Annotated in this window: 14 protein-coding genes and 1 tRNA gene; 8 read left to right on the top strand and 7 right to left on the bottom strand. The window is 67.2% G+C overall.

The window, feature by feature from the left end:
* Positions 1 to 71: 71 nt before the first annotated feature.
* Positions 72 to 10,961: an autotransporter-associated beta strand repeat-containing protein gene (locus tag HLA98_RS03845; protein ID WP_057501952.1), complete on the top strand. Its 10,890-nt coding sequence runs from the start codon at positions 72 to 74 to the stop codon at positions 10,959 to 10,961.
* Positions 10,962 to 11,015: 54 nt separating this feature from the next.
* Here the strand turns inward: HLA98_RS03845 and HLA98_RS03840 are convergent, their stop codons facing one another.
* Positions 11,016 to 11,459, bottom strand: coding sequence for a GNAT family N-acetyltransferase (locus HLA98_RS03840; protein ID WP_057501960.1), 444 nt, complete (start codon positions 11,457 to 11,459; stop codon positions 11,016 to 11,018).
* Positions 11,460 to 11,834: 375 nt separating this feature from the next.
* Between HLA98_RS03840 and HLA98_RS03835 the strand changes: the two genes are divergently transcribed.
* Positions 11,835 to 12,209: a DUF3592 domain-containing protein gene (locus tag HLA98_RS03835; RefSeq protein WP_057501951.1), complete on the top strand. Its 375-nt coding sequence runs from the start codon at positions 11,835 to 11,837 to the stop codon at positions 12,207 to 12,209.
* A 127-nt stretch (positions 12,210 to 12,336) separates the two neighbouring features.
* Here HLA98_RS03835 and HLA98_RS03830 read toward each other — a convergent pair.
* Positions 12,337 to 12,429, bottom strand: a tRNA-Ser gene (locus HLA98_RS03830).
* A 144-nt stretch (positions 12,430 to 12,573) separates the two neighbouring features.
* Between HLA98_RS03830 and dnaX the strand changes: the two genes are divergently transcribed.
* The 4 genes from dnaX to HLA98_RS03810 all read left to right on the top strand — a co-directional run bounded on the left by dnaX (position 12,574) and on the right by HLA98_RS03810 (position 16,092).
* Positions 12,574 to 14,628, top strand: coding sequence for a DNA polymerase III subunit gamma/tau (gene dnaX / locus HLA98_RS03825; protein ID WP_057501950.1), 2,055 nt, complete (start codon positions 12,574 to 12,576; stop codon positions 14,626 to 14,628).
* A 6-nt stretch (positions 14,629 to 14,634) separates the two neighbouring features.
* Positions 14,635 to 14,955: a YbaB/EbfC family nucleoid-associated protein gene (locus HLA98_RS03820; RefSeq protein WP_010483846.1), complete on the top strand. Its 321-nt coding sequence runs from the start codon at positions 14,635 to 14,637 to the stop codon at positions 14,953 to 14,955.
* Positions 14,956 to 15,066: 111 nt separating this feature from the next.
* Entirely contained in the window at positions 15,067 to 15,666 is a 600-nt protein-coding gene (recR, locus tag HLA98_RS03815; protein ID WP_057501949.1) for a recombination mediator RecR, read from the top strand.
* Positions 15,667 to 15,732: 66 nt separating this feature from the next.
* Entirely contained in the window at positions 15,733 to 16,092 is a 360-nt protein-coding gene (locus HLA98_RS03810; protein ID WP_010483842.1) for a histidine triad nucleotide-binding protein, read from the top strand.
* A gap of 80 nt (positions 16,093 to 16,172) precedes the next feature.
* On the opposite strand, the gene HLA98_RS03805 is transcribed toward HLA98_RS03810, so the two are convergent.
* The 4 genes from HLA98_RS03805 to HLA98_RS03790 are packed head-to-tail and all read right to left on the bottom strand — an operon-like array spanning position 16,173 to position 20,539.
* Entirely contained in the window at positions 16,173 to 16,700 is a 528-nt protein-coding gene (locus HLA98_RS03805) for a Slp family lipoprotein (protein WP_005408301.1), read from the bottom strand.
* Positions 16,697 to 18,646, bottom strand: a complete 1,950-nt coding sequence (locus HLA98_RS03800) for a transglutaminase TgpA family protein (RefSeq protein WP_057501948.1) — start codon at positions 18,644 to 18,646, stop codon at positions 16,697 to 16,699. The genes HLA98_RS03805 and HLA98_RS03800 overlap by 4 nt, the downstream gene beginning before the upstream one ends.
* Entirely contained in the window at positions 18,639 to 19,553 is a 915-nt protein-coding gene (locus HLA98_RS03795) for a DUF58 domain-containing protein (protein ID WP_057501959.1), read from the bottom strand. The genes HLA98_RS03800 and HLA98_RS03795 overlap by 8 nt, the downstream gene beginning before the upstream one ends.
* Positions 19,554 to 19,585: 32 nt before the next feature.
* On the bottom strand, positions 19,586 to 20,539 hold the full coding sequence (locus HLA98_RS03790; RefSeq protein ID WP_049444061.1) for an AAA family ATPase: 954 nt from the start codon (positions 20,537 to 20,539) through the stop codon (positions 19,586 to 19,588).
* A gap of 42 nt (positions 20,540 to 20,581) precedes the next feature.
* Here HLA98_RS03790 and HLA98_RS03785 point away from each other — a divergent pair, with 42 nt between their 5' ends.
* The gene (locus HLA98_RS03785; RefSeq protein ID WP_057501947.1) at positions 20,582 to 22,417 is read left to right on the top strand and encodes a glycosyltransferase family 39 protein; all 1,836 of its coding nucleotides are present in this window, start codon (positions 20,582 to 20,584) and stop codon (positions 22,415 to 22,417) included.
* 106 nt (positions 22,418 to 22,523) lie between these two features.
* Here HLA98_RS03785 and HLA98_RS03780 read toward each other — a convergent pair whose 3' ends face one another.
* Positions 22,524 to 23,093 carry a Maf family protein gene (locus tag HLA98_RS03780; RefSeq protein WP_057501946.1) on the bottom strand — a complete coding sequence of 190 codons (570 nt, stop codon included), beginning with the start codon at positions 23,091 to 23,093 and terminating at the stop codon, positions 22,524 to 22,526.
* 113 nt (positions 23,094 to 23,206) lie between these two features.
* Here HLA98_RS03780 and HLA98_RS03775 point away from each other — a divergent pair, with 113 nt between their 5' ends.
* Positions 23,207 to 23,716, top strand: a complete 510-nt coding sequence (locus HLA98_RS03775; RefSeq protein ID WP_049444067.1) for a YceD family protein — start codon at positions 23,207 to 23,209, stop codon at positions 23,714 to 23,716.
* Positions 23,717 to 23,721: the final 5 nt, after the last annotated feature.

Genomic DNA, 23,721 nt, shown 5'->3' with positions numbered 1-23,721 from the left:
CCGGGGTGGGTCGCATTGTCTCCAAACAACCTGCCAGCTGTGCCATCCGGTCTTTTCATGGAGATTTACCGATGAACCGCATTTACCGTCTGGTTTTCAATCGTGCCCTTGGGGTAATGCAGGTTGCTTCGGAGGTCGCCCAGAATCCTGGCGGAAGTGCGGTCTGCGCGGCCCGGATGCCGCGATTGCGGGCGCACCAGTTGACGGTTGCGCTGGCGGCCACACTGGCCAGTGGCTCGGCATTCGCAGCGTGCACAGGCACCACCACCGTCGACTGCGACGGTACCACCAACATCAACAACTACTCCAACGCGACCAACGGCCTCACGCTGAACATCGCCTCGGGTGCGTTGCTGCGTACGCCACCGATCGTAGGTGGCGGCAACGCAGCAACGCTGACCGGCGACAACGTGACGGTCAACAACAATGGCACGATCGATCCAAGCTCGATCATCCTCGCCTCTCCCGGCCTGGTCATCGGCAATGGTTCTGCCAACAACAGCGCGATCGTCGTCAACAACAACGCCAGCGGACAGATCAAGGGTGTCGTCAACATCGCAACGCTGCTGGGCTTCGGTGGACAGGCGCTGGTGGCACAGAATGTCAACGGCACCACCACCATCAACAACGCTGGCCTGATCAGCACGTCATTGATCGGTGCAGGTAGCGTTTCCGACGCGACCACGGTGGTGACCTATGGTGGCGCGGCAGCCAACGTGACCAACACAGGCACCATTGACGGGCGCGTCGGCCTGGGTGCTTCTGGAGGCAACGCGTTCCTCAATGCGGGGGCGGTCAGCGGCAGCGTTCACCTGGGTGATTCAACCGGCGGAAATACCTTCACCGCAGTGTCCGGTTCCAGCGTTGTGGCCGGCGGCGGCACCGCCCTTGCCGGTGTGATTACCGGTGTTACCGGGGTGAAGGTTGCGGCTGCGGGATCGGTCGATGCCGGTATCGGCAGCGGTGCCACCAACAACACACTTGTGCTGCAGAACAGCGCTTCCGGTACGGGATCCGGCACCGGTGGAGCGGTGACAACGCTGGGGTGGAACCAGTACCTCAACTTCCGGAAGCTGACCGTCAACAGTGGTACCTGGAACCTGCAGGGCGCATGGACCGGAACCGGACCCACGACACTCAATGACGGTCTGGTCAATTTCAACAATGCCGGTTCCTTCGGCACGGGGCTGTTCACGGCCAACGGCGGCGCCATTGCCGCCTCCACGGCGGGCCTGAGCCTGACCAACGCCTTCAACCTTGGCGGCAACCTTTCTCTCGGCGGGACCAATGGGTTCGGGCTGGGGGGCGTCCTTACGGGCGTCGGTGGGCTGACGGTCAACAACACCGGCATCGTCACTCTCGGCGGTGCCAACCTGTTCTCGGGCGGGGTCAATCTCAATGCCGGTGGCCTGTTGCTGGGCAATGCGGGTGCTCTCGGCTCCGGCGCCCTCACCGTGGGTGGCACGGCGTCGCTGGACACCACCGCCGCGTTCAACCTGAGCAACAACCTGATCGTCAGCGGGGGCGGCACGCTCAACCTGCTCGGCAACAACAGCCTTGGCCTCAACGGTTCCATTTCCGGCGCCGGCAACCTGGTCAAGGCCGGTCCGGGTACGCTCACCTTGAATGGTGCCAACCTGCTCACGGGCTCCTTCTCGGTCACCGGGGGGGCGCTGGCATTGGGCGCCGGTGGCAGCCTGTCGCCGACGGGCGCGATCTCGGTGGGCGCGGGCACCAACCTGGATCTTTCGCTTGCCACCAACCAGACCATTGGTTCGCTTGCCGGCGCCGGTACGCTCAACCTCGGCGCGCGCAGCCTCACGCTGGGTGGCCTGAACACCAGCACCAGCTTCTCCGGCGTCATCGGCGGTGTCGGTGGCGCGCTCGTCAAGGTCGGTACGGGTACCCAGACCCTGTCTGGTGCCAATACCATCACCGGTGGCGTCGCGCTCAACGGCGGTGGGCTGCTGCTGGGCAATGCCGGCGCGCTGGGCACCGGCGCACTCAGTGTCGGCGGCAACGTCACCCTCGATGGCACGGGGGCGCTCGCTCTCGCCAACGCGGTCAATCTGGGCGCGGGCAGCATCCTCAATCTGTCCGGAAACCAGGCGCTGACCTTCAACGGCGCGATCGGTGGTACCGGCGGCCTGGTCAAGAACGGCGCGGCCACCCTGACCCTCAACAACGCCAACACGTTTGGTGGAGGGCTGTCGCTCACCGCCGGTGGGCTGGTGCTCGGCAACGGCGGCGCGTTGGGAACCGGCGCATTGAACGTCGGTGGTGCAGTGACGCTTGATGCCAGCTCGGCATTGACCGTGGGCAATGGCATCAACCTGGGGTTGGGTGGTTCGCTCAATGTGCTGGGGGGCAACGCGCTGACGCTGGGCGGCGTGATCGGTGGTACCGGCAGCCTGGTCAAGAACGGTGCCTCCACGCTGACGCTGGGCGGGGCCAACGCGTTCACCGGCGGCCTGAACGTGAACGCAGGCAAGGTGGCGCTGGCCAGTGGCGGCAGCCTGGCGGCAACCGGGGCGGTGAGTCTGGCCGGCGCGGGCGCCGACCTCGACATCTCGCTGGGCGGCAACCAGACCATCGGTGCGCTGTCCGGCGTCGTCGGCAGCACGGTGACATTGGGCAGCAGTACGCTCACCTTCGGTGATGCCACCAACCAGACCTTCGGCGGTGTGATCGGCGGCACCGGCGGCCTGGTCAAGCAGGGCACCGGCGTGCAGACGCTGACCGGCGCCAATACCTTCAGCGGTGGAGTGAATCTTGCGGCCGGTGGCCTGGTGCTGGGCAACGCCGGTGCGCTGGGAAGCGGTGCGCTGACGGTCAGTGGCAACGGTTCGCTGGATACCACTGCTGCGCTCAACCTGGGCAATGCGATCAACCTCGGTGCAGCGCTGACCCTGCCGGGCAGCCAGAACCTGACCCTGGGTGGCAACATCACCGGTACCGGCAGCCTGGTCAAGAACGGCGCATCCACACTGACCTTGAACGGTACCAACACCTTCAGTGGTGGACTGAACGCAAACGCCGGCGGTCTGCTGCTGGGCAACAGTGGAGCGCTGGGTACGGGGGCGCTGAGCGTCGGCGGGATTGTTTCGCTGGACGGCAGTGGCCCGCTGAACCTGGCCAATGATGTCGTGCTCGGCGGCGGTGCCTTGCTGACACTGCCGGGCACGCAGGCCATCACCCTGGGCGGCGTGGTGTCCGGCGCGGGTGGCCTGGTGAAGAACGGCGCCACCACGTTGACCCTCAATGGCGGCAACACCTTCGGTGGCGGGCTGACCGTCAACGGCGGCGGCGTGCTGCTGGGCAACGCCGGCGCGCTGGGCACCGGTGCATTGTCGGTGGGGGCCAACACCACGCTGGACAGTTCGGTGGCGCTGAACCTGGCCAACAGCGTGAACCTCGGGACCAGTGCCGTACTGAACCTGCTGGGCAGCCAGAACGTGTCGCTGGATGGGGTCATCAGCGGCACTGGCGGCCTGGTCAAGAACGGCGCGGCGACACTGGCATTGAATGGGCCCAACACCTTCAGCGGAGGTGTCGGCCTCAACGCAGGCGTACTGCAGCTGGGCAATGCGCAGGCGCTGGGTACCGGGCAGCTGGATGTGGGTGGCAACGCTTCGCTGGATGCAGCATCGGCGCTTACCGTAGGCAACAACATCGGCCTCGCTGCCGGTGCCAACCTCTCCGTGCTGGGCAGCAATGACCTGACGCTGACCGGTCCGGTATTCGGTGCGGGTGGGTTGATCAAGGACGGCCCAGCGCGCCTCACGCTGTCCGGCGCCAACACCTTCGGCGGTGGTACCACCGTCAACGCCGGCACGCTGGCGCTGGGAGCCGGCGGTAGCCTTGCCGCGGCCGGTGCGGTGGATCTTGCTGGCGCCGGTGCGACGCTGGACATCTCCGCAGCCGCCACAGCGCAGACCATCGGCGCGCTCAACGGCGTCGCAGGCAGCCAGCTGGCGCTGGGCGCGCAGTCGCTGACCTTTGGCGGCGCCAGCAACGGCAGCTTTGCCGGTGTGATCGGAGGCACCGGCGGCCTGGTCAAGACCGGTACGGGCGTGCAGACGCTGTCCGGTGCAAACACCTTCAGTGGCGGCCTTGCGCTCAATGCGGGTGGCCTGATTCTCGGCAACACCAGCGCGCTGGGTACGGGTGCGCTGGCCATCGGCGGAACCACCACGCTCGACAGCACCGTGGCGCTGAACCTGGCCAACGCGGTGAACTTCGGTGCCGGCACCCAGCTTACCCTGGGCGGGACCAATGACGTTGCGTTCGGAGGCGTGCTGAGCGGCAACGGCAGCCTGGTCAAGAACGGCACCGGCCTGCTGACGCTCAACAACACCAATACGTTTGGTGGCGGCCTGACCTTGAACGGTGGTGGCCTGGTGGTCGGTGCGGATGGTGCGCTTGGTACCGGCGCGCTGGCGGTGAATGCCAGTACCACGCTGGATGCCGGCGCTGCAGTGACGCTCGGCAATGCGGTCACGCTGGGCTCGGGCGTTGCACTGACGTTGCCGGGCAGCAATGCGTTGACGCTGTCGGGTGTGGTCGGAGGCAACGGCAGCCTGATCAAGAACGGCGCTACCACGCTGACCCTGTCCGGTGCCAACACCTACACCGGTGGTACCGCCATCAATGCCGGCACGCTGGCGCTGGGCACGGGCGGCAGCCTGGCTGCGGCGGGTGACGTCACGCTGGGCGCAGGCGCTGGCTTCGATATCTCCGGCGCCGGCAGCAACCAGACCATCGGTGCACTCAACGGAGCGGGTGGAAGCACGCTGACGCTGGGCGGCAATTCGTTGACCTTCGGTACCGCCGGCAACGCCGCGTTCGATGGCGTGATCAGCGGCGGTGGCGGTCTGGTCAAGGTGGGCGCGGGCGTACAGACATTGTCCGGCGCCAACACCTTTGCCGGCGGTGTGACACTGAACGCAGGTGGACTGGTACTCGGCAATGACGCAGCGCTGGGCTCCGGTGCGTTGACGGTCGGCGGTGTCGCCACACTGGATACCACCGGCCTGGCAACGCTGGCCAACAACATCGCGCTCAACGCCGGGCTGACCGTAATCGGGACCAATGCACTGACGCTCAACGGCGTCCTTTCCGGTACCGGCAGCCTCACCAAGAATGGCAGCGCAACGCTGACCTTGAATGGCATCAATACCTATACCGGTGGCACCAACATCAACGCCGGCACGCTGGCGCTGGGGGCCGGTGCCAGCCTGTCAGCGAGCGGTACCGTGAACCTCGCCACCGGTGCCACGCTGGATCTATCTGCCGGCAGTGGCACGCAGCAGTTCGGAACCCTGATCGGCAACGGTACGGTGAATCTCGGCGCCAACTCGATCGAGGTCGGCGGTGCCACCGATGGCACCTTCAGTGGCTCGATCGCAGGGACCGGTGGCCTGACCAAGGTCGGTGCCGGCATCGAGACGCTGACCGGTGCCAACACCTATACCGGCGGCACTTTCATCAATGCCGGTACCCTGGCGATCGGCCCCGGCGGCAGTCTGGCCGCGACCGGTGCGGTGACGCTCAATGCGGCGGGCACAGGCTTCGATATCTCCACTGCCGGCGCCAACCAGACCATCGGGGCGTTGAACGGTGTGGCGGGCTCGACGGTGAGCCTGGGGGCGCAGACGCTGACCCTGGGCGGCGTTGGCAACAGCACTTTCGATGGCGCGATCTCCGGCACAGGCGGCCTGGTCAAGAATGGCGCCGGCATCCTCACGCTCGGCGGCGCCAACCTGTTCAACGGCGGCGTGGCATTGAACGGCGGTGGGCTGGTGGTCGGCAACAACGCGGCGCTGGGTAGCGGCGCGTTGAACATCGGTGCCGATGCGACGCTGGACAGCAGCCTAGCGGTGACGCTTGGCAATGCCGTCAACCTCACTGCTGGTGCCAACCTCAACCTGCTCGGCAGCAACGCGCTCACGCTGGGTGGCGTCATCAGTGGTGGCGGTGGCTTGATCAAGAATGGTGCGGCCACGGTGACCCTGACCGGTGCCAACACCTACACCGGCGGTACCACCATCAACAGCGGCACGCTGGCCATCGGTGCCGGCGGCAGCCTGGCCTCCACCGGCGCAGTGAATCTTGCCGGTGCCGGCACGTTCGACATTTCGGCGGGCAACCAGGCCATCGGTTCGCTGGCTGGCGTCGCCGGCAGTACGGTGGCGCTGGGCGGCAGCACGCTGACCCTGGGCGGTGCCGTTGACAGCACCTTCAACGGTGCGATCAGTGGCAATGGCGGCCTGGTCAAGAACGGCGCGGGCGTGCAGACGCTCAACGGCGCCAGCACCTTCAGCGGCGGCGTCGCACTCAACGCCGGTGGCCTGGTGGTCGGCAACAACGACGCGCTCGGTACCGGTGCGGTGACCGTGGGCGGCAACGCCACACTGGATTCGAACACCGCGATCACGCTTGCCAACAACTTCACGCTCAATGCCGGACTGACTGTGCTGGGCAGCAACAACCTCACCCTCAACGGTATCCTCAGTGGTACCGGCTCACTGACCAAGGAGGGTGCCGCGACGCTGACCTTGAATGGTGCCAACACCTATACCGGCGGTACCTTCATCAACGCTGGCACCCTGGCACTGGGTGCTGGCGCCAGCCTGGCCTCCACGGGCATCGTCAACCTGGCCACGGGCGCGACCTTCGATCTGTCAGCGGGCAGCGGCACGCAGCAGTTCGGTACCCTGATCGGCAGCGGTACGGTGAACCTGGGCGCCAACACATTGACGATCGGAGGCCCTACCGATGGCACCTTCAGTGGTTCGGTGGCCGGCTCCGGTGGCCTGATCAAGGAAGGTTCGGGCACCCAGACGTTGACCGGCACCAACACCTTCACCGGTGGCACCACCATCAACGCTGGCACGCTGGCGATCGGTGCCGGCGGCAGCCTGGCTGCCACGGGTGCGGTGAACCTGGCCAATGCCGGCACCGCCTTTGACATCAGCGCGGGTGGTGCGCAGGCGATCGGTTCGCTGGCAGGCGTGGCGGGTTCGACAGTGGCGCTGGGCGGCAGCACGCTGACCCTCAATGGCGTGGGCAATACCACGTTCGCCGGCACTATCGGAGGGGCCGGTGGCCTGGTAAAGAACGGCGCAGGCATCCAGGGCTTGACGGGCGTCAACGTCTTCACCGGCGGCGTGACCCTCAATGCCGGTGGCCTGCTGCTGGGCAACGACGGTTCGCTGGGCACCGGCGCGCTGACCGTAGGCGGCAACGCCAGCCTGGACGGCACCGGCGCGCTGACACTGGCCAACACCGTGCAGCTGGCCGGCGGCACGCTGACCCTGGCCGGCAGTAATGCGCTGACCTTGAATGGCCCGATCAGCGGTGCCGGTGGCCTGCTGAAGGATGGCGCGGCGACGGTGACCCTGGGCGGTGCCAGCAGCTATACCGGCACCACCACCATCAACAGCGGCACGCTGGCGGTAGCAGCCGGCGGCAGCCTGTCCGGTGCCAGCACGGTGAACCTGGCCGGTGCTGGAACGCTGGATATCAGCGCCGGTGGCAACCAGAGCATCGGCGGCCTGGCCGGTGTGGCCGGCAGCACGGTGGCGCTGGGAGGTGCAACGCTGACTACCGGCGGCAACAACGCCAGCACCTTGTTCGCTGGCGTCCTCAGTGGCACCGGCGGCCTGGTGCAGGGAGGTACCGGTACGCTGACCCTGAGCGGCGACAACACCTACACCGGCGGTACCACCATCAACGGTGGCAGCACCCTGCAGATCGGCAACGGTGGCAGCACCGGTTCGGTGCTGGGTGACATCACCAACAACGGCAGCCTGGTCTACAACCTCGGCACCACGGCAACCGTGGGTGCGGTGGTCAGTGGCAATGGCGGTCTGACCCAGGCCGGCAGCGGCACGCTGGTGCTGACGGGCAACAACACCTACACCGGCGGTACCACCATCAATGCCGGTGGCACATTGCAGATCGGCAACGGCGGTGCGACCGGTGCGATCGTCGGTGACATCACTAACAACGGCGCGCTGGTGTCCAACGTGGCAGGCAACACCACGCTGGGCGGCACCATCAGCGGCAGTGGCGGCCTGACCCAGGCCGGTGCCGGCACGCTGACCCTGACCGGCAACAACACCTATACCGGCGGCACCACCATCAATGCCGGTGGCACCCTGCAGGTGGGCAATGGCGGTGCGACCGGTGCGATCACCGGCAACGTTGCCAACAACGGCAGCCTGATATTCAACGTGGGCGGCAACACCACGGTCGGTGGCGCGATCAGCGGCAGCGGTGGCCTGACCCAGGCCGGTACCGGCGTGCTGACCCTGGTCGGCAACAACACCTACACCGGTGGCACTACCATCAATACCGGCGGTACGCTGCAGGTCGGCAACGGCGGGGCAACCGGCGCTATCGCCGGTGACATCACCAACAATGGTGCGTTGATTTCCAACGTGGCCGGCAACACCGCGCTGGGCGGCACCATCAGTGGAAGTGGCGGCCTGACCCAGGCCGGCAGCGGTACGCTGCTGCTGACTGGCACCAACACCTACACCGGCGGTACCACCATCAACGCCGGCGGCACGCTGCAGCTGGGCAATGGCGGTGCGACGGGGTCGATCGTCGGTGACATCACCAACAACGGTTCGCTGGTGTCCAACGTGGCCGGTAACACCACGCTGGGCGGCACCATCAGCGGCAGCGGCGGCCTGACCCAGGCCGGCAGCGGCACACTGACCGTGACCGGCAACAACACCTACACCGGGCCGACCACGATCAACGCGGGCGGTACCCTGCAGGTGGGCAATGGCGGCGCGACCGGTGCGATCGGTGGCAGCGTCACCAACAACGGCAATCTGGTGTTCAACGTGGCCGGCAATACCACGGTCGGTGGCGCCATCAGCGGCAGCGGTGGCCTGACCCAGGCCGGTAGCGGCACGTTGATCCTGGGCGGCAACAACACCTATACCGGTGGCACCACCATCAACACCGGCGGCACGTTGCAGGTTGGCGCTGGCGGCGCCAGCGGTGCGATCGCCGGCAACGTCAGCAACAACGGCAGCCTGGTGTTCAACGTGGGTGGCAACACCACCGTCGCCGGCACCATCAGTGGCAGCGGTGGCCTGACCCAGGCCGGCAACGGCACCCTCACGCTGACCGGCAACAACACCTACACCGGCGGCACCACCATCAATGCGGGTGGCACGGTGCAGGTCGGCAACGGCGGCGCCAGCGGCTCGATCACAGGCAACATCACCAACAACGGTGGCCTGGTGATCAACACCGGTGGCACCACCACTCTGGGCGGCTCCATCAGCGGCGGCGGCAGCATCGTGCAGGCCGGTCCGGGCAGCCTGAACCTCGGCGGCAACAGCGGTGGTTTCAGCGGTACCGGCCAGGTCACCGGCGGTGGCCTGAATGTCACCGGCAACATCGGCGGCCAGTGGACCATCGGCAGCGGCACCACGCTGTCCGGCACCGGCACCATCGGGGGCACTGGCGGTGGTGTGACGGTATCCAGCGGTGGTGTGCTGTCGCCGGGGAATGGCCCGGGCAACGGCAGCGGTGCGGGCAATGGCACCGGCACGATCACAGTGGGCGGCAACCTGACCCTGTCGCCGGGCAGCACGCTGGGCATCGATCTGGGCGCTACCGGCAGCGATACGGTACAGGTGGGCGGCAGCGCGAACGTGGGTGGCAGCACCGTAAAGGTGAACACCATCTCGCCGAGCACCAGCTACCAGCAGGGACAGCAGTACACCGTGATCAATGCGGGTGGTGGCGTGAGCGGGCAGTTCGCCTCGGCGACCACACCGTCGGCCTTCCTGACCATCACCCCGGTCTATACCGCGAACACGGCCAACCTGCAGATCGACGTGGCGCAGACCGCGGCGTTCACCACGGTGGCCAACACGCGCAACCAGTACAACACGGCCGCGGCGCTGGACAGCCTGCCGCAGAGTGGACCGGCGCTGGGCCTGTACAACACGGTGCTGATGTATGACGCCGGTACCGCGCGTAGCGCATTCGACCAGCTGTCCGGTGAAGTGCATGCGGCCAGCCGCGCGGTGCTGCTGTATGACAACTATCTGGAAGAAGGCATCCGCCAACGTCTCGGCAGCGAACTGCCGACCGTGCGTGGCGAGCGTGCCTCGGCCTGGCTGGCCGGCAGTGGCAAGGTGTTCAAGCAGGATGGCGACGGCAACGGCGACGACATCCGCTCCAACCGCAATGCGCTGATGGCGGGTGTGGACTGGCAGCTGGGGGAACATGTGGTGCTGGGTGCGGCCGCAGGCAACGAGCGGCTGGATACGCGCCTTTACGATCGCAGCTCGAGGGCCCGCCTGCGCGGCAATACGTTCGGCCTGTATGCGCAGGGCCAATGGAACAACGGCTTTGCGGTGGGTGGCAGCGTGTCGCGCGGTGATTACCGCACGCGCACCACGCGTGAAGTGCCGCTGCTGGGGCAGACCCTGTACAGCCGCCAGGATTCGGATGTGACCATCGCGCAGGTGGAGGGCAGCTGGACCTGGACCCATGGCAAGACCCAACTGCAGCCGTATGTGCAGTTCACCAAGCACTGGGTCGACAGCGATCGTGCGGTGGAGCAGGGCGGCACTGCAGCGCTGGTGCTGGAAGGCGGCAAGGACACGCTCAATGTCAGCACCGTGGGCGTGCGCGGCCGTTGGGACGTGGGCAGCGGCGAGCGCTTCCCGGCGCAGCTGACGGTTGGCCTGGGCTGGCAGCATGCATCGGGTGATACCGATGTGGCCAGCCGCAACCGCTTCGCGGTGGGTGGCAATGCCTTCGACGTCTACAGCGCGGTGATGGCACGCAATGCGCTGGTCAGCCAGGTGGGCGTGGCGGTGGGCCTCGGCCGCAACAGCCAGCTGTCGATGTTCGTGCAGGGCCAGCATGGCGATGGCCGCCGCGACGTGGGCGGGCAGATCAACCTGCGCGTGGGCTTCTGAGGAGAGTGGGGCGACGTTGGATCCACGCCTGCGGATCCAGGGCGGGGCGGAGGGCTAGAACCTCCGCTCCATCTCCACGGCATCGATCCCGGCGCCGTGGCCATCGGGCACGATCCGCGTCACCTGGAAGCCCAGGCCGGCATAGAAGCCCTGGGTGTGCTGGCTGGTGCTGAGCGCGATGCGCTTGATCGAGGGATCCGCTTCAGCCTGGCGCAGGCGTGCCAGCGCCAGTTCCCGGCCAAGTCCATGCCGGTGCAGCGCGCGCTGCACCATGCCCCAGCAGAAACCCGCACTGCCGTCGCCGCGTCGCGACAGGCCGCCACAGGCCACGATGCTGCCATCTCGCTCGATGACCTGGAATGCACAGTGCAAGGCCTGTTCTTGCAGAAAGTGCTCAAAGTCGCTGCGCTCTTCGGGCGCGAAGTAGGTGGGCACGTTGCTGTCGAAAATCGACAGGCAGGCGCTGGCATCGGCGGGGCGGTAGAGGCGGAGGTTCATGGGAAATGCCATGGCGTTGCCCGGGCGCAGTTCAACCGTCCAGACGTTGTCCTTCTCGAGTGGGTATCGCACGACGAGGCCGTAGGGGGCGCCGAAGTGTTCCAAGGTGCGTGGAGCGGAGTCGATCTTCTCACGGATGATTTCGCCCAACTCGAATGACTGTGCGGAACACAGGCGCCTGTACCAGGCGGGTGCGTCAGTGGCGAGGCGCATGCGGCCGCGATGGCGTGCAGCGGGGCGCGGCGGCTTCTGGGCTATGCTTTCGACACGTGGGACTGACCGCGCGGCAGGATCCGCCGGCCCCATTCGTCTTCCTGCCTGCAACGGAGCTGCCGAGCGATGCCCGACCCTTCTCTTTCCCGGACCGCCCAGGTCATGCGCAGTCTGCTGTTTGGCGCGGTGGGGCTGTTGATCCTTGCCGTGGCCGCCTTCGAAGTGACACATCGCCTTGAGTTCCTGCAGATCGCGCAGGCCGTCGATGGCCAGGTCGAGCGCCTGAACGCGGGCGGATCGCATCCGCAGATCGCGTTCACCACCGCGAGCGGCCAACGCGTCTCTTACCCGCAGGGCGGCATGATCTTCGGCTATGAGCCTGGACAGCCGGTACGCGTGCTGTACGATCCGGCGCAACCGCGCCTGGAGCCGGTCCTGGATACGTTCGGTGCGCTGTGGGGAATGACGGTCGTGTGGATGCTGCTGGGGCTGGCGTTCGTCGGCGTCTGCGTGCGGGGACTGCTCCGGCACAGGTGACTCGCAGCGGATCGCGCGCTGTCGCCGGGCGGACCGTTGGAGCTGCCCCGGCGGCAGGGCCTGTTCAGTTCGGTAGTACCGCCAGCCAAATAAAAAAGCCGCCCATTGGGCGGCTTCTTCATTTATCTGGCGGAGAGAGGGGGATTCGAACCCCCGAAGCGCGGTTTAGACGCTTACACACTTTCCAGGCGTGCTCCTTCAACCACTCGGACACCTCTCCGGATCCCTGCCATCGGCAAACGCCTCAGCAGGGGCGCAGATTCTAGCGGGCTGCGCGGCACTTCACAAGCACCCCGGCCAGGAACCTGCGAAAGCTGTGCCGAAGGCGAGGGGGCTGGACAGGCATGGCACAATGGAACATCCGATGGAAAACGGTGGCCTGATGTCCTATCTCGTCCTTGCCCGCAAGTGGCGTCCGAAGCGTTTTGCCGAGCTGGTGGGCCAGGAACACGTGGTCCGTGCGCTCAGCAATGCGCTGGACAGCGGCCGGGTCCACCACGCGTTCCTGTTCACCGGCACCCGCGGCGTGGGCAAGACCACCATCGCGCGTATCTTCGCCAAGTCGCTGAACTGCGAGCAGGGCACCAGCGCCGACCCGTGCGGCCAGTGCGCGGCCTGCCTGGACATCGACGCCGGCCGCTACATCGACCTGCTGGAAATCGACGCCGCGTCCAACACCGGTGTGGATGACGTGCGTGAAGTGATCGAGAACGCGCAGTACATGCCCTCGCGTGGCAAGTACAAGGTCTACCTGATCGACGAAGTGCACATGCTGTCCAAGGCGGCGTTCAACGCACTGCTGAAGACGCTGGAAGAACCGCCGGAGCACGTGAAGTTCCTGCTGGCCACCACCGATCCGCAGAAGCTGCCGGTCACCGTGCTCAGCCGCTGCCTGCAGTTCAATCTCAAGCGCCTGGACGAAGACCAGATCCAGGGCCAGATGACCCGCATCCTGGCGGCCGAGGAGATCGAAGCCGACGGCAGCGCCATCGTGCAGCTGGCCAAGGCCGCTGACGGTAGCCTGCGCGACGGCCTGTCGCTGCTGGACCAGGCGATTGCCTATGCCGGCGGCGCGCTGCGCGAGGACGTGGTGCGCACCATGCTGGGCACGGTCGATCGCACCCAGGTGGCGGCGATGCTCGATGCGCTGGCTGACGGCGATGGCCCGCGCCTGCTGCAGGTGGTGGCCGCGCTGGCCGAATTCTCGCCGGACTGGAGTGGCGTGCTGGAAGCGCTGGCCGAAGGCCTGCACCGCATCCAGGTGCAGCAGCTGGTACCGGGTGCCGCGGCGGTTGCCGAAGGCCTGGATGCCGCAGCATTCGCCGAACGCCTGCGCCCGGAAGTGGTGCAGCTCTGGTACCAGATGGCCTTGAACGGCCGCCGTGACCTGCCGTTGGCGCCGAGCCCGCGCGCGGGCTTTGAAATGGCCGTGCTGCGCATGCTGGCTTTCCGTCCGGCCACGGCGGTCCCGGCGGTGCCAAAGTCGGTGGAGGGTGCAGGCAATGTGCCGGGCGGCCATGCTGCCGGTGATGGCAGCGGTGCGGGTACCCACGAAGCGACGCCGGCGACTGCCGCCGCTTCGGCAAGCCCGGCTGTGGCGGCGCAGGTGGCCGCTCCGGTGCAGGCCGCGCCGCGCGAACCTGAACCCGAACCTGAGCCGGTCCCGCAACCCGATCCTGAGCCGACGCCGGAGCCCGAGCCGGTTCCGGTGGAAGAGCCGGTGTCACCGCCGCCGGTGAAGGCCGGAGTCGCAGCGCCGCCGTCCGTTGAAGCAGAAGCGGGCGACGACCTGCCGCCGTGGGCCACTGACGAAGCAGAGGCGCGTGACCAGGCTCTAGCAGCCGAGATGGCTGGGCCGGACGCCGCCATGGTGGCGCCCTGGCATGAACCGCCAGCTCCCGTCGCGGCTCCCAGCGAGCCTGCACCGTCCGAGCGCCCGTTCCGCACCGAAGGCATTGCCATCGCGCCGGCCGAGCCCGCGCCAGTGCAGGAGACTGCGCCGCTGGAAGGTGTCAGCGATCTGGCCAGTGCCGAGGACTGGCTGGATCTGGTCGCCAACAGTGGCCTGAGCGGCCCGTCGCGGCAGCTGGCGGCCAACGCTGCCTTCATCAGTTGCCAGCACGGGACCTTGAAACTGGGCCTTTCGCCCGGATTTGAATACCTGCGCTCGGAGCGCGCGCTGGCCGCCCTGGGGGAGATGCTGGAGAAGGCCCTCGGCCAGGCGCCGAAGATCGTGGTCGAGACCGTGGAGACCGAGCACGTTCCGGCCGAGACCCTGCACCAGCGTGCCGATCGCCAGCGTGGCGAGCGGCAGCAGGTGGCAGAGGCTGTTTTCATGGACGATCCGGAAGTGCAGGTGCTGATCCAACAGCACGGTGCCCGGGTTGTTTCCGATTCCATCCGTTCTTTTGACGAGTAAGACACCATGCGCGGAAACATCGCCCAACTGATGCAGCAGGCCCAGAAGATGCAGGAAAACCTGCAGAAGGCCCAGGAAGAAATCGCCAGGATCGAAGTGACCGGCAGCGCCGGTGGCGGCATGGTCAGCGTGACCCTGACCGGCGCCAAGGAATGCCGCAAGGTGCGCATCGACCCGTCGCTGGCCAGCGACCCGGAGATGCTGGAAGACCTGATCGCCGCCGCTTTCAACGACGCCTCGAACAAGATCGATGCCGAGTCGAAGTCGAAGATGGGTTCGGCCACCGCCGGCATGCAGCTGCCGCCGGGCATGAAGCTGCCGTTCTGATGTTCGGCGGGGCGCCTGTTGCTGCAGGCGCCCGCTGCAACCCTCAGTCGAGCATGGCTCGACTCTACACGTAGCCGTCGAGCCTGCTCGACGCCATCAAAGCATGCCGCCGTGTCCGCACCCCTGCTTGAACAATTGATCGATGCACTGCGGGTGCTGCCTGGCGTAGGCCAGAAGACGGCGCAGCGCATGGCCTATCACCTGCTCGAGCGCGAGCGCGAAGGTGGCCAGCGCCTGGCCGAGGTGCTGGCGTTGGCGGTGGAGCGAATCGGCCACTGCGCGCAGTGCCGCGATTTCAGCGAAACCGAGCTGTGCCCGACCTGTGCCAACAGCAGTCGCGAGCGCAGCCAGCTGTGCGTGGTCGAATCGCCGGCCGACCGCCTGGCCATCGAAAACGCCACCGGTTTCCGCGGTGTCTACTTCGTGCTACAGGGCCGCCTGTCGCCGCTCGATGGCATTGGCCCGCGCGAACTGGGCCTGGAGCAGCTGGAGCGGCGCCTGGCCGAAGGCGAGGTGCAGGAACTGATCATCGCCACCAGTGCCACCGTCGAAGGTGAAGCCACCGCACATTACCTGGCGCAGCTGGCGCGTGCACGCAAGGTGCAGCCCAGCCGCCTGGCGCAGGGCCTGCCGCTCGGTGGAGAGCTGGAGTACGTCGATCGCGGCACGCTGTCGCACGCGTTCGGGACGCGCAGCGAATTCCGCGATTGAGCAACGGCCGGCATGTCCGGGTGTGCGCGGCCTACAATGCGGGAGACATCCCCGCCGAGGCCGACCATGAGCAACGAAACCCTCTTCAGCAAGATCATCCGTCGCGAGATCCCGGCCACCATCGTCTACGAGGATGACGAGGTGCTCGGCTTCAAGGACATCGCACCGCAGGCGCCGGTGCACGTGCTGTTCATTCCGAAGAACGAGATCATCCCGACCCTGGACGACCTGCAGCCGTCGCAGGCGCACCTTATCGGCAAGCTGGCGCTGGCTGCCGCCGAGTACGCGCGCCGCGAGGGCTTCGCTCAGGACGGCTACCGCATCGTGATGAACTGCCGCGAGGATGCCGGGCAGACCGTGTTCCATATCCACATGCACCTGCTGGCTGGTGCGTCGCTGGGGCACTTCGGTACCCCGGGGCGTTGAGCCTGCGCACCGCATGGATCCACAGGATGCAAAAAGGCCGCCCGAGGGCGGCCTTTTCCGTCACGCCTGTGCGGCGGTGATCACCACCAGCCCCAACGGCCGTAGCCGCCCCAGTACGGGCCATACGGGCCCGGGCCCCACGGGCCATAGGGGTAGGGCACCACGTCGACCTGGCGTTGTTCCGGCCACAGGTAGATCACATCGGCCGACAGCTTCGGCAGGCGGTAGTCGTACTCGCCGATGCGGGTGTTCTGGTAGCCGTCGATCTTGCCGATGAAGGTTACGTCGCGGCCGGCCTCAAACACGGCCGGGTCATAGAAGCCGGCACGGCATGCGATGAAGCGGCCGTCGCTGGCGTCGGACGAGGTGGTGTTCGGACGGCCACTGCCATTGAGCGGGCGCGAGATGATCTGGAAGCAGGTCTCGCCCTGGCCGGGCTTGGTTTCGATGATGCGACCGCCCCAACGGACCGGCGTACCGACCTGCTGGGTGGCGACCGAGTCGCGCGGGGAGACCAGGCTGAACTGTCCCTGCAGCGGCTTTGGGGCCGTGGCGCAGGCCGACAGGGCCAGCGTGGCCACAGCGGTGAGGAGGAACTTGGTGTTCATGGGGAGGCTCCGGAAGTCGGGCGATGCCTGCGCAGGTCCCGCAATAATGAAGCGAGGTCGGTGCAAGTTCCAGCGTAACGCGCATCAGCGAAACGCTGGCTGAGTGCGAGCAGGGTCGGGTCAGGGCGCTGCCGGTGCACGCGCTGGGCCCAGTCCTGTGCGGTTTCGTGCGGTTCACGGGCCAGGCCGAGGCGGGCGTAGCGCCGGCCCAGCCCATGCCAGGCACGCAGCAGCGGATCACGTTCGCGCTCGCCACGGGCCAACAGCCAGGCCATCCACGCCAGTGCCAGCAACGCGGCGATCACAAAGCCGGCGACCAGCTGTCCGGGCCCGAGGTCATCCAGCCCGAACGGCTTGAGCAGCTGTTGCTGGCGGCGCGCGTCGAAGGACAGCACCAGATCGTTCCAGCCGCGGCGCAGCCAGTCGCCCATCTGCCCCAGCTGCAGCCAGCGCTGCTGCAACGGGCTGTTGGTGCCGGCCTGCAAGCGGTCGTCGAGTGTGTCGAGGATGCGTTCCGGTGCCACGGCGGCGGTCGGGTCGACCCGTACCCAGCCGCGCTGTGGCAGCCACACCTCGGCCCAGGCGTGGGCATCCATCCGCCGCACCACCCAGTAGTCGCCAATACGGTTGCGGGTACCGCCGGCGAAACCGGTTACCACCCGCGCCGGGACGCCGGCGTTGCGCATCAGCACCACGAAGGCCGAGCTGAAGTGTTCACAGAAGCCGGCCTTGTAGCCGAACAGGAACTCGTCAACCGGATCGCGCCCTGCCGGCGGCGTTTCCAGCGTGTAGGAGAAATCGGTGGTGATCCATTGCAGCGCGCGGCGGACGATGGCCTCGTCATCGCCGCCGGCATCCTGCCGCCATTGCTGGGCCAGGGTTGCCGTACGTGGATTGAAGCCGGCGGGCAGCTGCAGCGTGGCGCGGCGCAGGTAGGGCGACAGCGCGCTGTCGAAGCGCTGCGGCGGCGCCGAATGCAGTCGCCAGCGGCTGAGCGAGGCCAGCGAGCGTTCACTGCTCAGGCTCATGTCCGCGTCCAGCGTGCTGCCTGCCGGGGCACGGCTGGGCAGGTCCAGCGCCACCAGCTGGCGGCGGTCTGTGGGCTCGTAGTCGATCTGGTAGTCCCAGCCCTGCGCACCGGCGTCGACCACTGCGGCGGGACGTCGCGCGCTGGCCCGGTCGCGCGTCCAGCGCCGGCCATCGAAGGCGGTCAGCACCGGCCCGCGCCAGTAGCGCTGTGCCGGCTCGGGCACAGCACCAAAGAACTGCACGCGCAGCGCCGGGGTGTCATCGGCCATCAGGTCCAGCCATTGGCCGGGTTCCATGCTGTCGGACAGCCCCGGCGTGCCGACGGCGCGCTCGGGAACACCCCACAGCGGCGTTGCCAGGCGTGGGAACAGCCAGAAGCAGGCCAATGCCAGCGGCAGGCCGATCGCCAGCAGGCGGCCGACACCGCGCAGCTGCCCGCGCAGCGGCAGGCGGCCGGCGTGGCCTTCATCCTGGGCCAGGCGTTGCAGGGCGAGCAATGCGCTGACCCCGGCCAGTGCGGCCAGTGCTGTTGTCAGCGGCCCCTGGTCGAGCAGAAACGCCGCAAACGGCGAGAACAGGGCGAAGCCGAGCAGGCTGCGGGCATCACGCAGGCTGCGCAGCTCGCTGGACTTGATCGCCAGCATCGCCGCCAGCAGCGCGCAACCGGTATCGCGCCCTGGGCGCACCATGCCCATCTGCCAGACGATGGCGGCAAGCATGGCCAGTACCAGCAGCAGGCGCACCGGCATTGGCAACTGCCTTCGCCACGACAGGGCGGCGGTGATGATTGCCGCCAGCGCGATCACGCCAGCCAGCAGTGGTGGCAGCTGCAGCAGCAATGGCAACAGCGCCAGCGCCGCGCTGGCCAGGGTCCAGGTGCGGGCAGTGCGGTCGAGCAGGAGAGGGGACTCAGTCATGCGGCATCAACGCCAGCGCGCGCAGGCACAGGTGATGGTGGCTGGCACCCTGGCCGGGGCCGAAGGGGGGATGTGCCGGCAGCAGCAGGGTGTAGCGGCGGCCCTCGCGCTCGGCCATATCCACCCAGCGCGCCAACCGCGCGATGCGTGCTTCATGGCCCAACGGCGCCAGCGTGCGCCAGTCCAGGATGACTTCGATGCCGATCGGCTTTTCGTACTCGCGCACCAGCAGGCTGTCGCGGCGCGCCGAGTGCTTCCACGAAATGCTGCGCGGTGCATCGCCTGCGCGGTACGGCCGCAGCTGGTGCAGTTCCTCGCCGCTGGCATGGGCGCGTGTATGCAGCGGATCGTTGCCACTCTCCGGTAGCGCAGGGCTCAGTGTTTCGGCCAGTGGATAGACCAGCAGCGGTTGTTCCGGCCATACCCATGACCATGCCCGCACCAGCCCCAGCGGCTGCGTAGTGGACAGGCGGATGCGTGGCAGTTCCAGCCAGCCGCGACGCTCGCTGGGCACCTCCAGCTCTACTTCGCCACGGCCGTGTGCAGGCAGTGAGGTCCAGGCCTCGCTGCCGCCCAGCTGCAGGTGCAGGCCGTGACGTGCGCGGGGATCGCGCAGTGACAGGTCCACGCGCAGCCGCAGCGGTTGCCCGGCGGGAACCGGCTCGGCGGAGATGGCGTCGATCTGCACGCCGGACAGTTGCAGGTGCGCGGCGATGGCACTGGCGATCGCTGCGGCCGCCAGCAGCAGGGCCAGCAGCAGGGCCGGGTTGTTGTTGTAGTTCAACGCGCCCAGCAGCATCGCTGCCAGCAGGGTGGCGACGAACAGCCCGAAGCGGGTGGGCAGTACGTAGATGCGGTGGCGGTCCAGCCGCTGCGGCAGCGCTTCGGGCCTGCGAGGGCGAGCCATCAGCTGCAGTCGTGCCCAGCGCGTGGCCACGCTCAGTCGACCGCAACGGTCTGCAGGATCGCGCGTGCCAGTGCCGGCCCCGAGCTGGATTCGGCCTCGGCCACCAGGCGATGGCCCGCTACCGCCACGAACAGGGTCTGCACATCCTCGGGCACCACATGGCCGCGCCCCAACAGCAGCGCGTGCGCCTTGGCCGCGCGCAGCAGGGCCAGACCGGCACGCGGCGACAGGCCCACGCGCACGCCGGCGTGCTGGCGGCTGCGGGTCAGCAGCGCCTGCACGTAGTCGATCAGCGCGTCGCTGGCATGCACGTGGTTCACTGCGTCGCGCAGCGCGCGCACCTGGGTGTCATCCAGCTTCGGTACGGCACGCGCGATCAGATCGCGGCGATCGGTGCCGCGCAGCAGTTCGCGCTCGGCCTGTGCGCTGGGGTAGCCCATCGCCAGCCGCAGCAGGAAGCGGTCCAGCTGCGAATCCGGCAGCGGGAACGTGCCGGACAGATCCACCGGGTTCTGCGTGGCGATCACGAAGAAGGGATCGGGCAGGGGATGGGTCTGCCCATCCAGGGTCACCTGCTGCTCGGCCATCGCCTCCAGCAGCGCGCTCTGCGTGCGCGGCGGCGCACGGTTGATCTCGTCGGCCAGCAGCACGTGGGTGAACACCGGCCCTGGATGGAACTGGAACTGGCGGCTGCCGGCTTCGTATACCGAGACGCCCAGTACATCGGCAGGCAGCAGGTCGGAGGTGAACTGCACGCGCTGGAAGCTGAGGCCGAGGCTGCTGGCCAGTGCGTGCGCCAGCGTGGTCTTGCCCAGACCGGGCAGATCCTCGATCAGCAGATGGCCGCCGGAAAGCAGGGCGACGAAAGCCAGCCTGACTTCCGGCACCTTGCCCAGTACCAGTGCATTTACCTGATCCTGTGCCTCCCGCAGGGCCTGACGCAGTTGATCGGTTAGCATGCTGGGATTGGGGGGCGAGGCTGTCATGATCGTCTCAGATCTGGAATCCACTCGATTATCCATAGAGCAATGCAAGGCGAACAGCGCGCACGAACGATATTTCTCTGGTTATGGACGCTGGTCACAGCGGCCAAACTGGTGGTGGCTGCGCGCCTGCCGCTGTTCGTCGATGAGGCGTTCTATTGGCAGGAAGGTCAGCACCTGGCGGCTGCGTATTCGGATCTGCCCGGGCTGACTGCATGGCTGGCCCGGCTGGGCGTGGAGATTGGTGGCCATCATGTACTCGCCCTGCGCTTGCCGTTCCTGGCCATCGGCGCGCTGCTGCCGTTGCTGGTGGTGCGCACCGCAACCCGCTGGTTCGGGAATGTGGCGGGTTGGCAGGCGGGCAGCCTCACGCTGCTGATGCCGTTGTCGGCGACGCTGGGCCTGCTGGCAGTGCCGGATGTGCCGATGGCCCTGGCAGCTGCGATCTGTCTGCATGCAGGTGCGCGGCTGTTGCACAACGTCGACGCATCATCGGCCATGAAGCTTGCGCTGGGCCTGGCGATCGGTGCGCTCAGCCACTATCGCTTCATTGGTGTCATCGGCGTCGGTTTCATTGCGCTGCTGGCGCTGCCGCAGGGGCGGCGCATGCTGGGTGACCCACGCGTTTGGGTTGCACTGGCGGTGGGCGTGCTGGCATGGCTGCCACTGCTGGCATGGAATGCAGACAACCACGATGCCGGCCTGAAGTTCCAGGTGGTCGAGCGCCATCCCTGGACATTCGAGTGGGGTGGGCTGTGGTTCCTGGTGATCCAGCCGATGCTGGTCACCCCGATCCTGTGCATGGCGATGTGGAAGGTGGCGCTGGCCGGTACCCGCAGCGGCGGCGGCGCGCGCGTGCAGTGGCGCTACTTCGGGCTGGTGGGGGGCGTATCCACCCTGGGCATCTTCCTGCTGGGCTTCTTCACCGACGTCGAGCGCATCAGTTTCCACTGGCCGCTGCCGGGCTACCTGGCGCTGCTGGTGGCGGTGCCGGTGGTGCTCAACGGGTGGCCGCGCTGGCTGCGGCGCACCGGTTGGTGGCTGGCGGGCGCAGGCATGGTGCTCGCGTTCGGCTACTACCTGATGGCGTCCACTCCCTCGTTGCGTGAAGAGTTGGCCGGCAGCAAGTACTACCCGCGCAATTTCGCCGGTTGGCAACCACTGGCTGTCGCGGTCCACGAAGAGCTGCGGCAGATGCCGGAAGGGACGCGCGTGCTGGCCGGCAACTTCAAGGTCGGTGCCGAACTCGGTTTCCAGCTGGGCAATGGCAACATCGAGGTGCTGCCGCATCCGCTCAATGACAAGCATGGGCGCACCGCGCAGCTGGCGCAGTGGGGCCTGCTGCATGAGGGCGAGCGTTCGGCACCGATGCTGCTGGTGCTGTCACCCAGTGACCAGCGCTACCGCGATCTGCTGGCGCGCTATCACGCCATCTGCGAACAGGTGGGGCCGTTGCCGGCGCCGCGGGTGGTCAGCAGTGACCATGGCTTCCAGCGCTTCCTGCTGTTCCGGCTGCCGGTGCAGCGCGCTCCCGGGCCATGCGTGACCCCGGCGATGGCCTGGCTGGATGCACCCGGTGCTGGCGAGAAGGTGTCCGGCACGCTTGCCATCAAGGGCTGGGCGTTCAAGGACGGTGTCGGGCTGGCACGGGTTGAAGTGCTGGTCGATGGCCGCTCGATCGGTGATGCGCGCTATGGGCGCGCCTTCGATGTGCGCCAGACCTGGCCGGACAGCACCGATCCGCAGCATCCCGCCGTCGGCTTCGATGCCTCATTGGACACGACGACGCTGGCACCTGGGAGGCATTGGCTGGGCCTGCGCCTGTTCGGCCGCGATGGCAGCGTAGAGGTGTGGCAGGAGCAGCCGTTCGAGGTTCGTTGAGTCCTCTGGTCCTGTAGAGCCGAGCCGAGCCGATGCTCGGCTGCTTCTGATTCAGATGGCAGGCAGCCTCGAGAAAAGCAGCCGAGCATGGGCTCGGCTCTACAGTTCACGGCACCGCGTACCCGGCCTGCCGCAGCAATCCGCACACCGCGATCAACGGCAGGCCGATCAGCGCGGTCGGGTCGCGGTTGTCGATCGCCTCGAACAGGCTGATGCCCAGGCCCTCGCACTTGAAGCTGCCGGCGCAGTCCAGCGGCTGTTCGGTGGCGACGTAACGGGCAATCTCATCCCGTTCCAATACGCGGAACCGTACTTCGGTCAGGTCCAGGGCCGTGAATGAATCTCCATTCCTGCTGAGACAGACGGCGGTATGGAAGCGCACGGTCTGCCCGGACATCGCTGCCAGCTGTGCGCAGGCGGCCTCGACCGTGCCGGGCTTGCCCAGCGACTGGCCGTTCAGGTCCGCCACCTGATCCGAGCCGATCACCCAGGCGCCCGGATACCGGGCAGCCACCTCGGCGGCCTTGGCGGCGGCCAGTCGCGTGGCCAGGGCCAGCGGCGCTTCGCCGTTCAACGGGGTTTCATCCACCTCCGGGCTGGCGCACTCGAAAGGCAGGCCCAGCCGTTGCAGCAGTTCGCGCCGGTAGCGGGAGGTGGAGGCCAGGACCAGTGACATGCGAGAATTCCGGGGCAGGGCGCGGCAGTCTGGCCCGTGCGCGGCGCCAGCAGCAAGTCCTGTATGGCGGGCATTTGACAGCTGCCGCCCCGATCCTTAGTATTCAGCGGCTTATGTCCGCGAACGTGCCCGAAACGCTGGATGCCTGGCGGATGGTTGTAGCGCGAAGGCGCTTCGACGGTCAGGTCTCCCTGGCTGAATTGACCCGCCTGCAGGGCTTGGTCGCCGATACCGAAGGTGAGTGCAATTACTCGCTTGAATTCGGTCGCGACGACGTCTTGCGGGTATCCTATGTGGAACTGACCATCGATACCGCGTTGCCGCTGACCTGTCAGCGCAGCATGCAGCGATTCCTGTTGCCGGTGAAGATGACCCAGAGGCTTGGCCTGATCCGCGACGAGGACGAGGAATCGTCCCTGCCGGAGGAGTACGAGGCGTTGCTGGTGCCGGAAGACGGCCAGCTGCGTCCACTGGATCTGGTCGAGGACGAGTTGGTGCTGGCAGTGCCGGTTGTGCCGCTGTCGCCCGATGGCGAAGCAGTCGACAAGGACTGGGCGCCGAGCGAAGAAGAAACGAAGCAGGCCAACCCGTTTGCGGCGTTGGCAGCACTGAAGAAACAATAGCAGCC

It is taken from the genome of Stenotrophomonas africana (assembly GCF_013004645.1).
GTDB lineage: Bacteria > Pseudomonadota > Gammaproteobacteria > Xanthomonadales > Xanthomonadaceae > Stenotrophomonas > Stenotrophomonas africana.
Note: the sequence above shows the minus strand (reverse complement) of the source record. Positions and strands in the feature narration are given on the sequence as shown.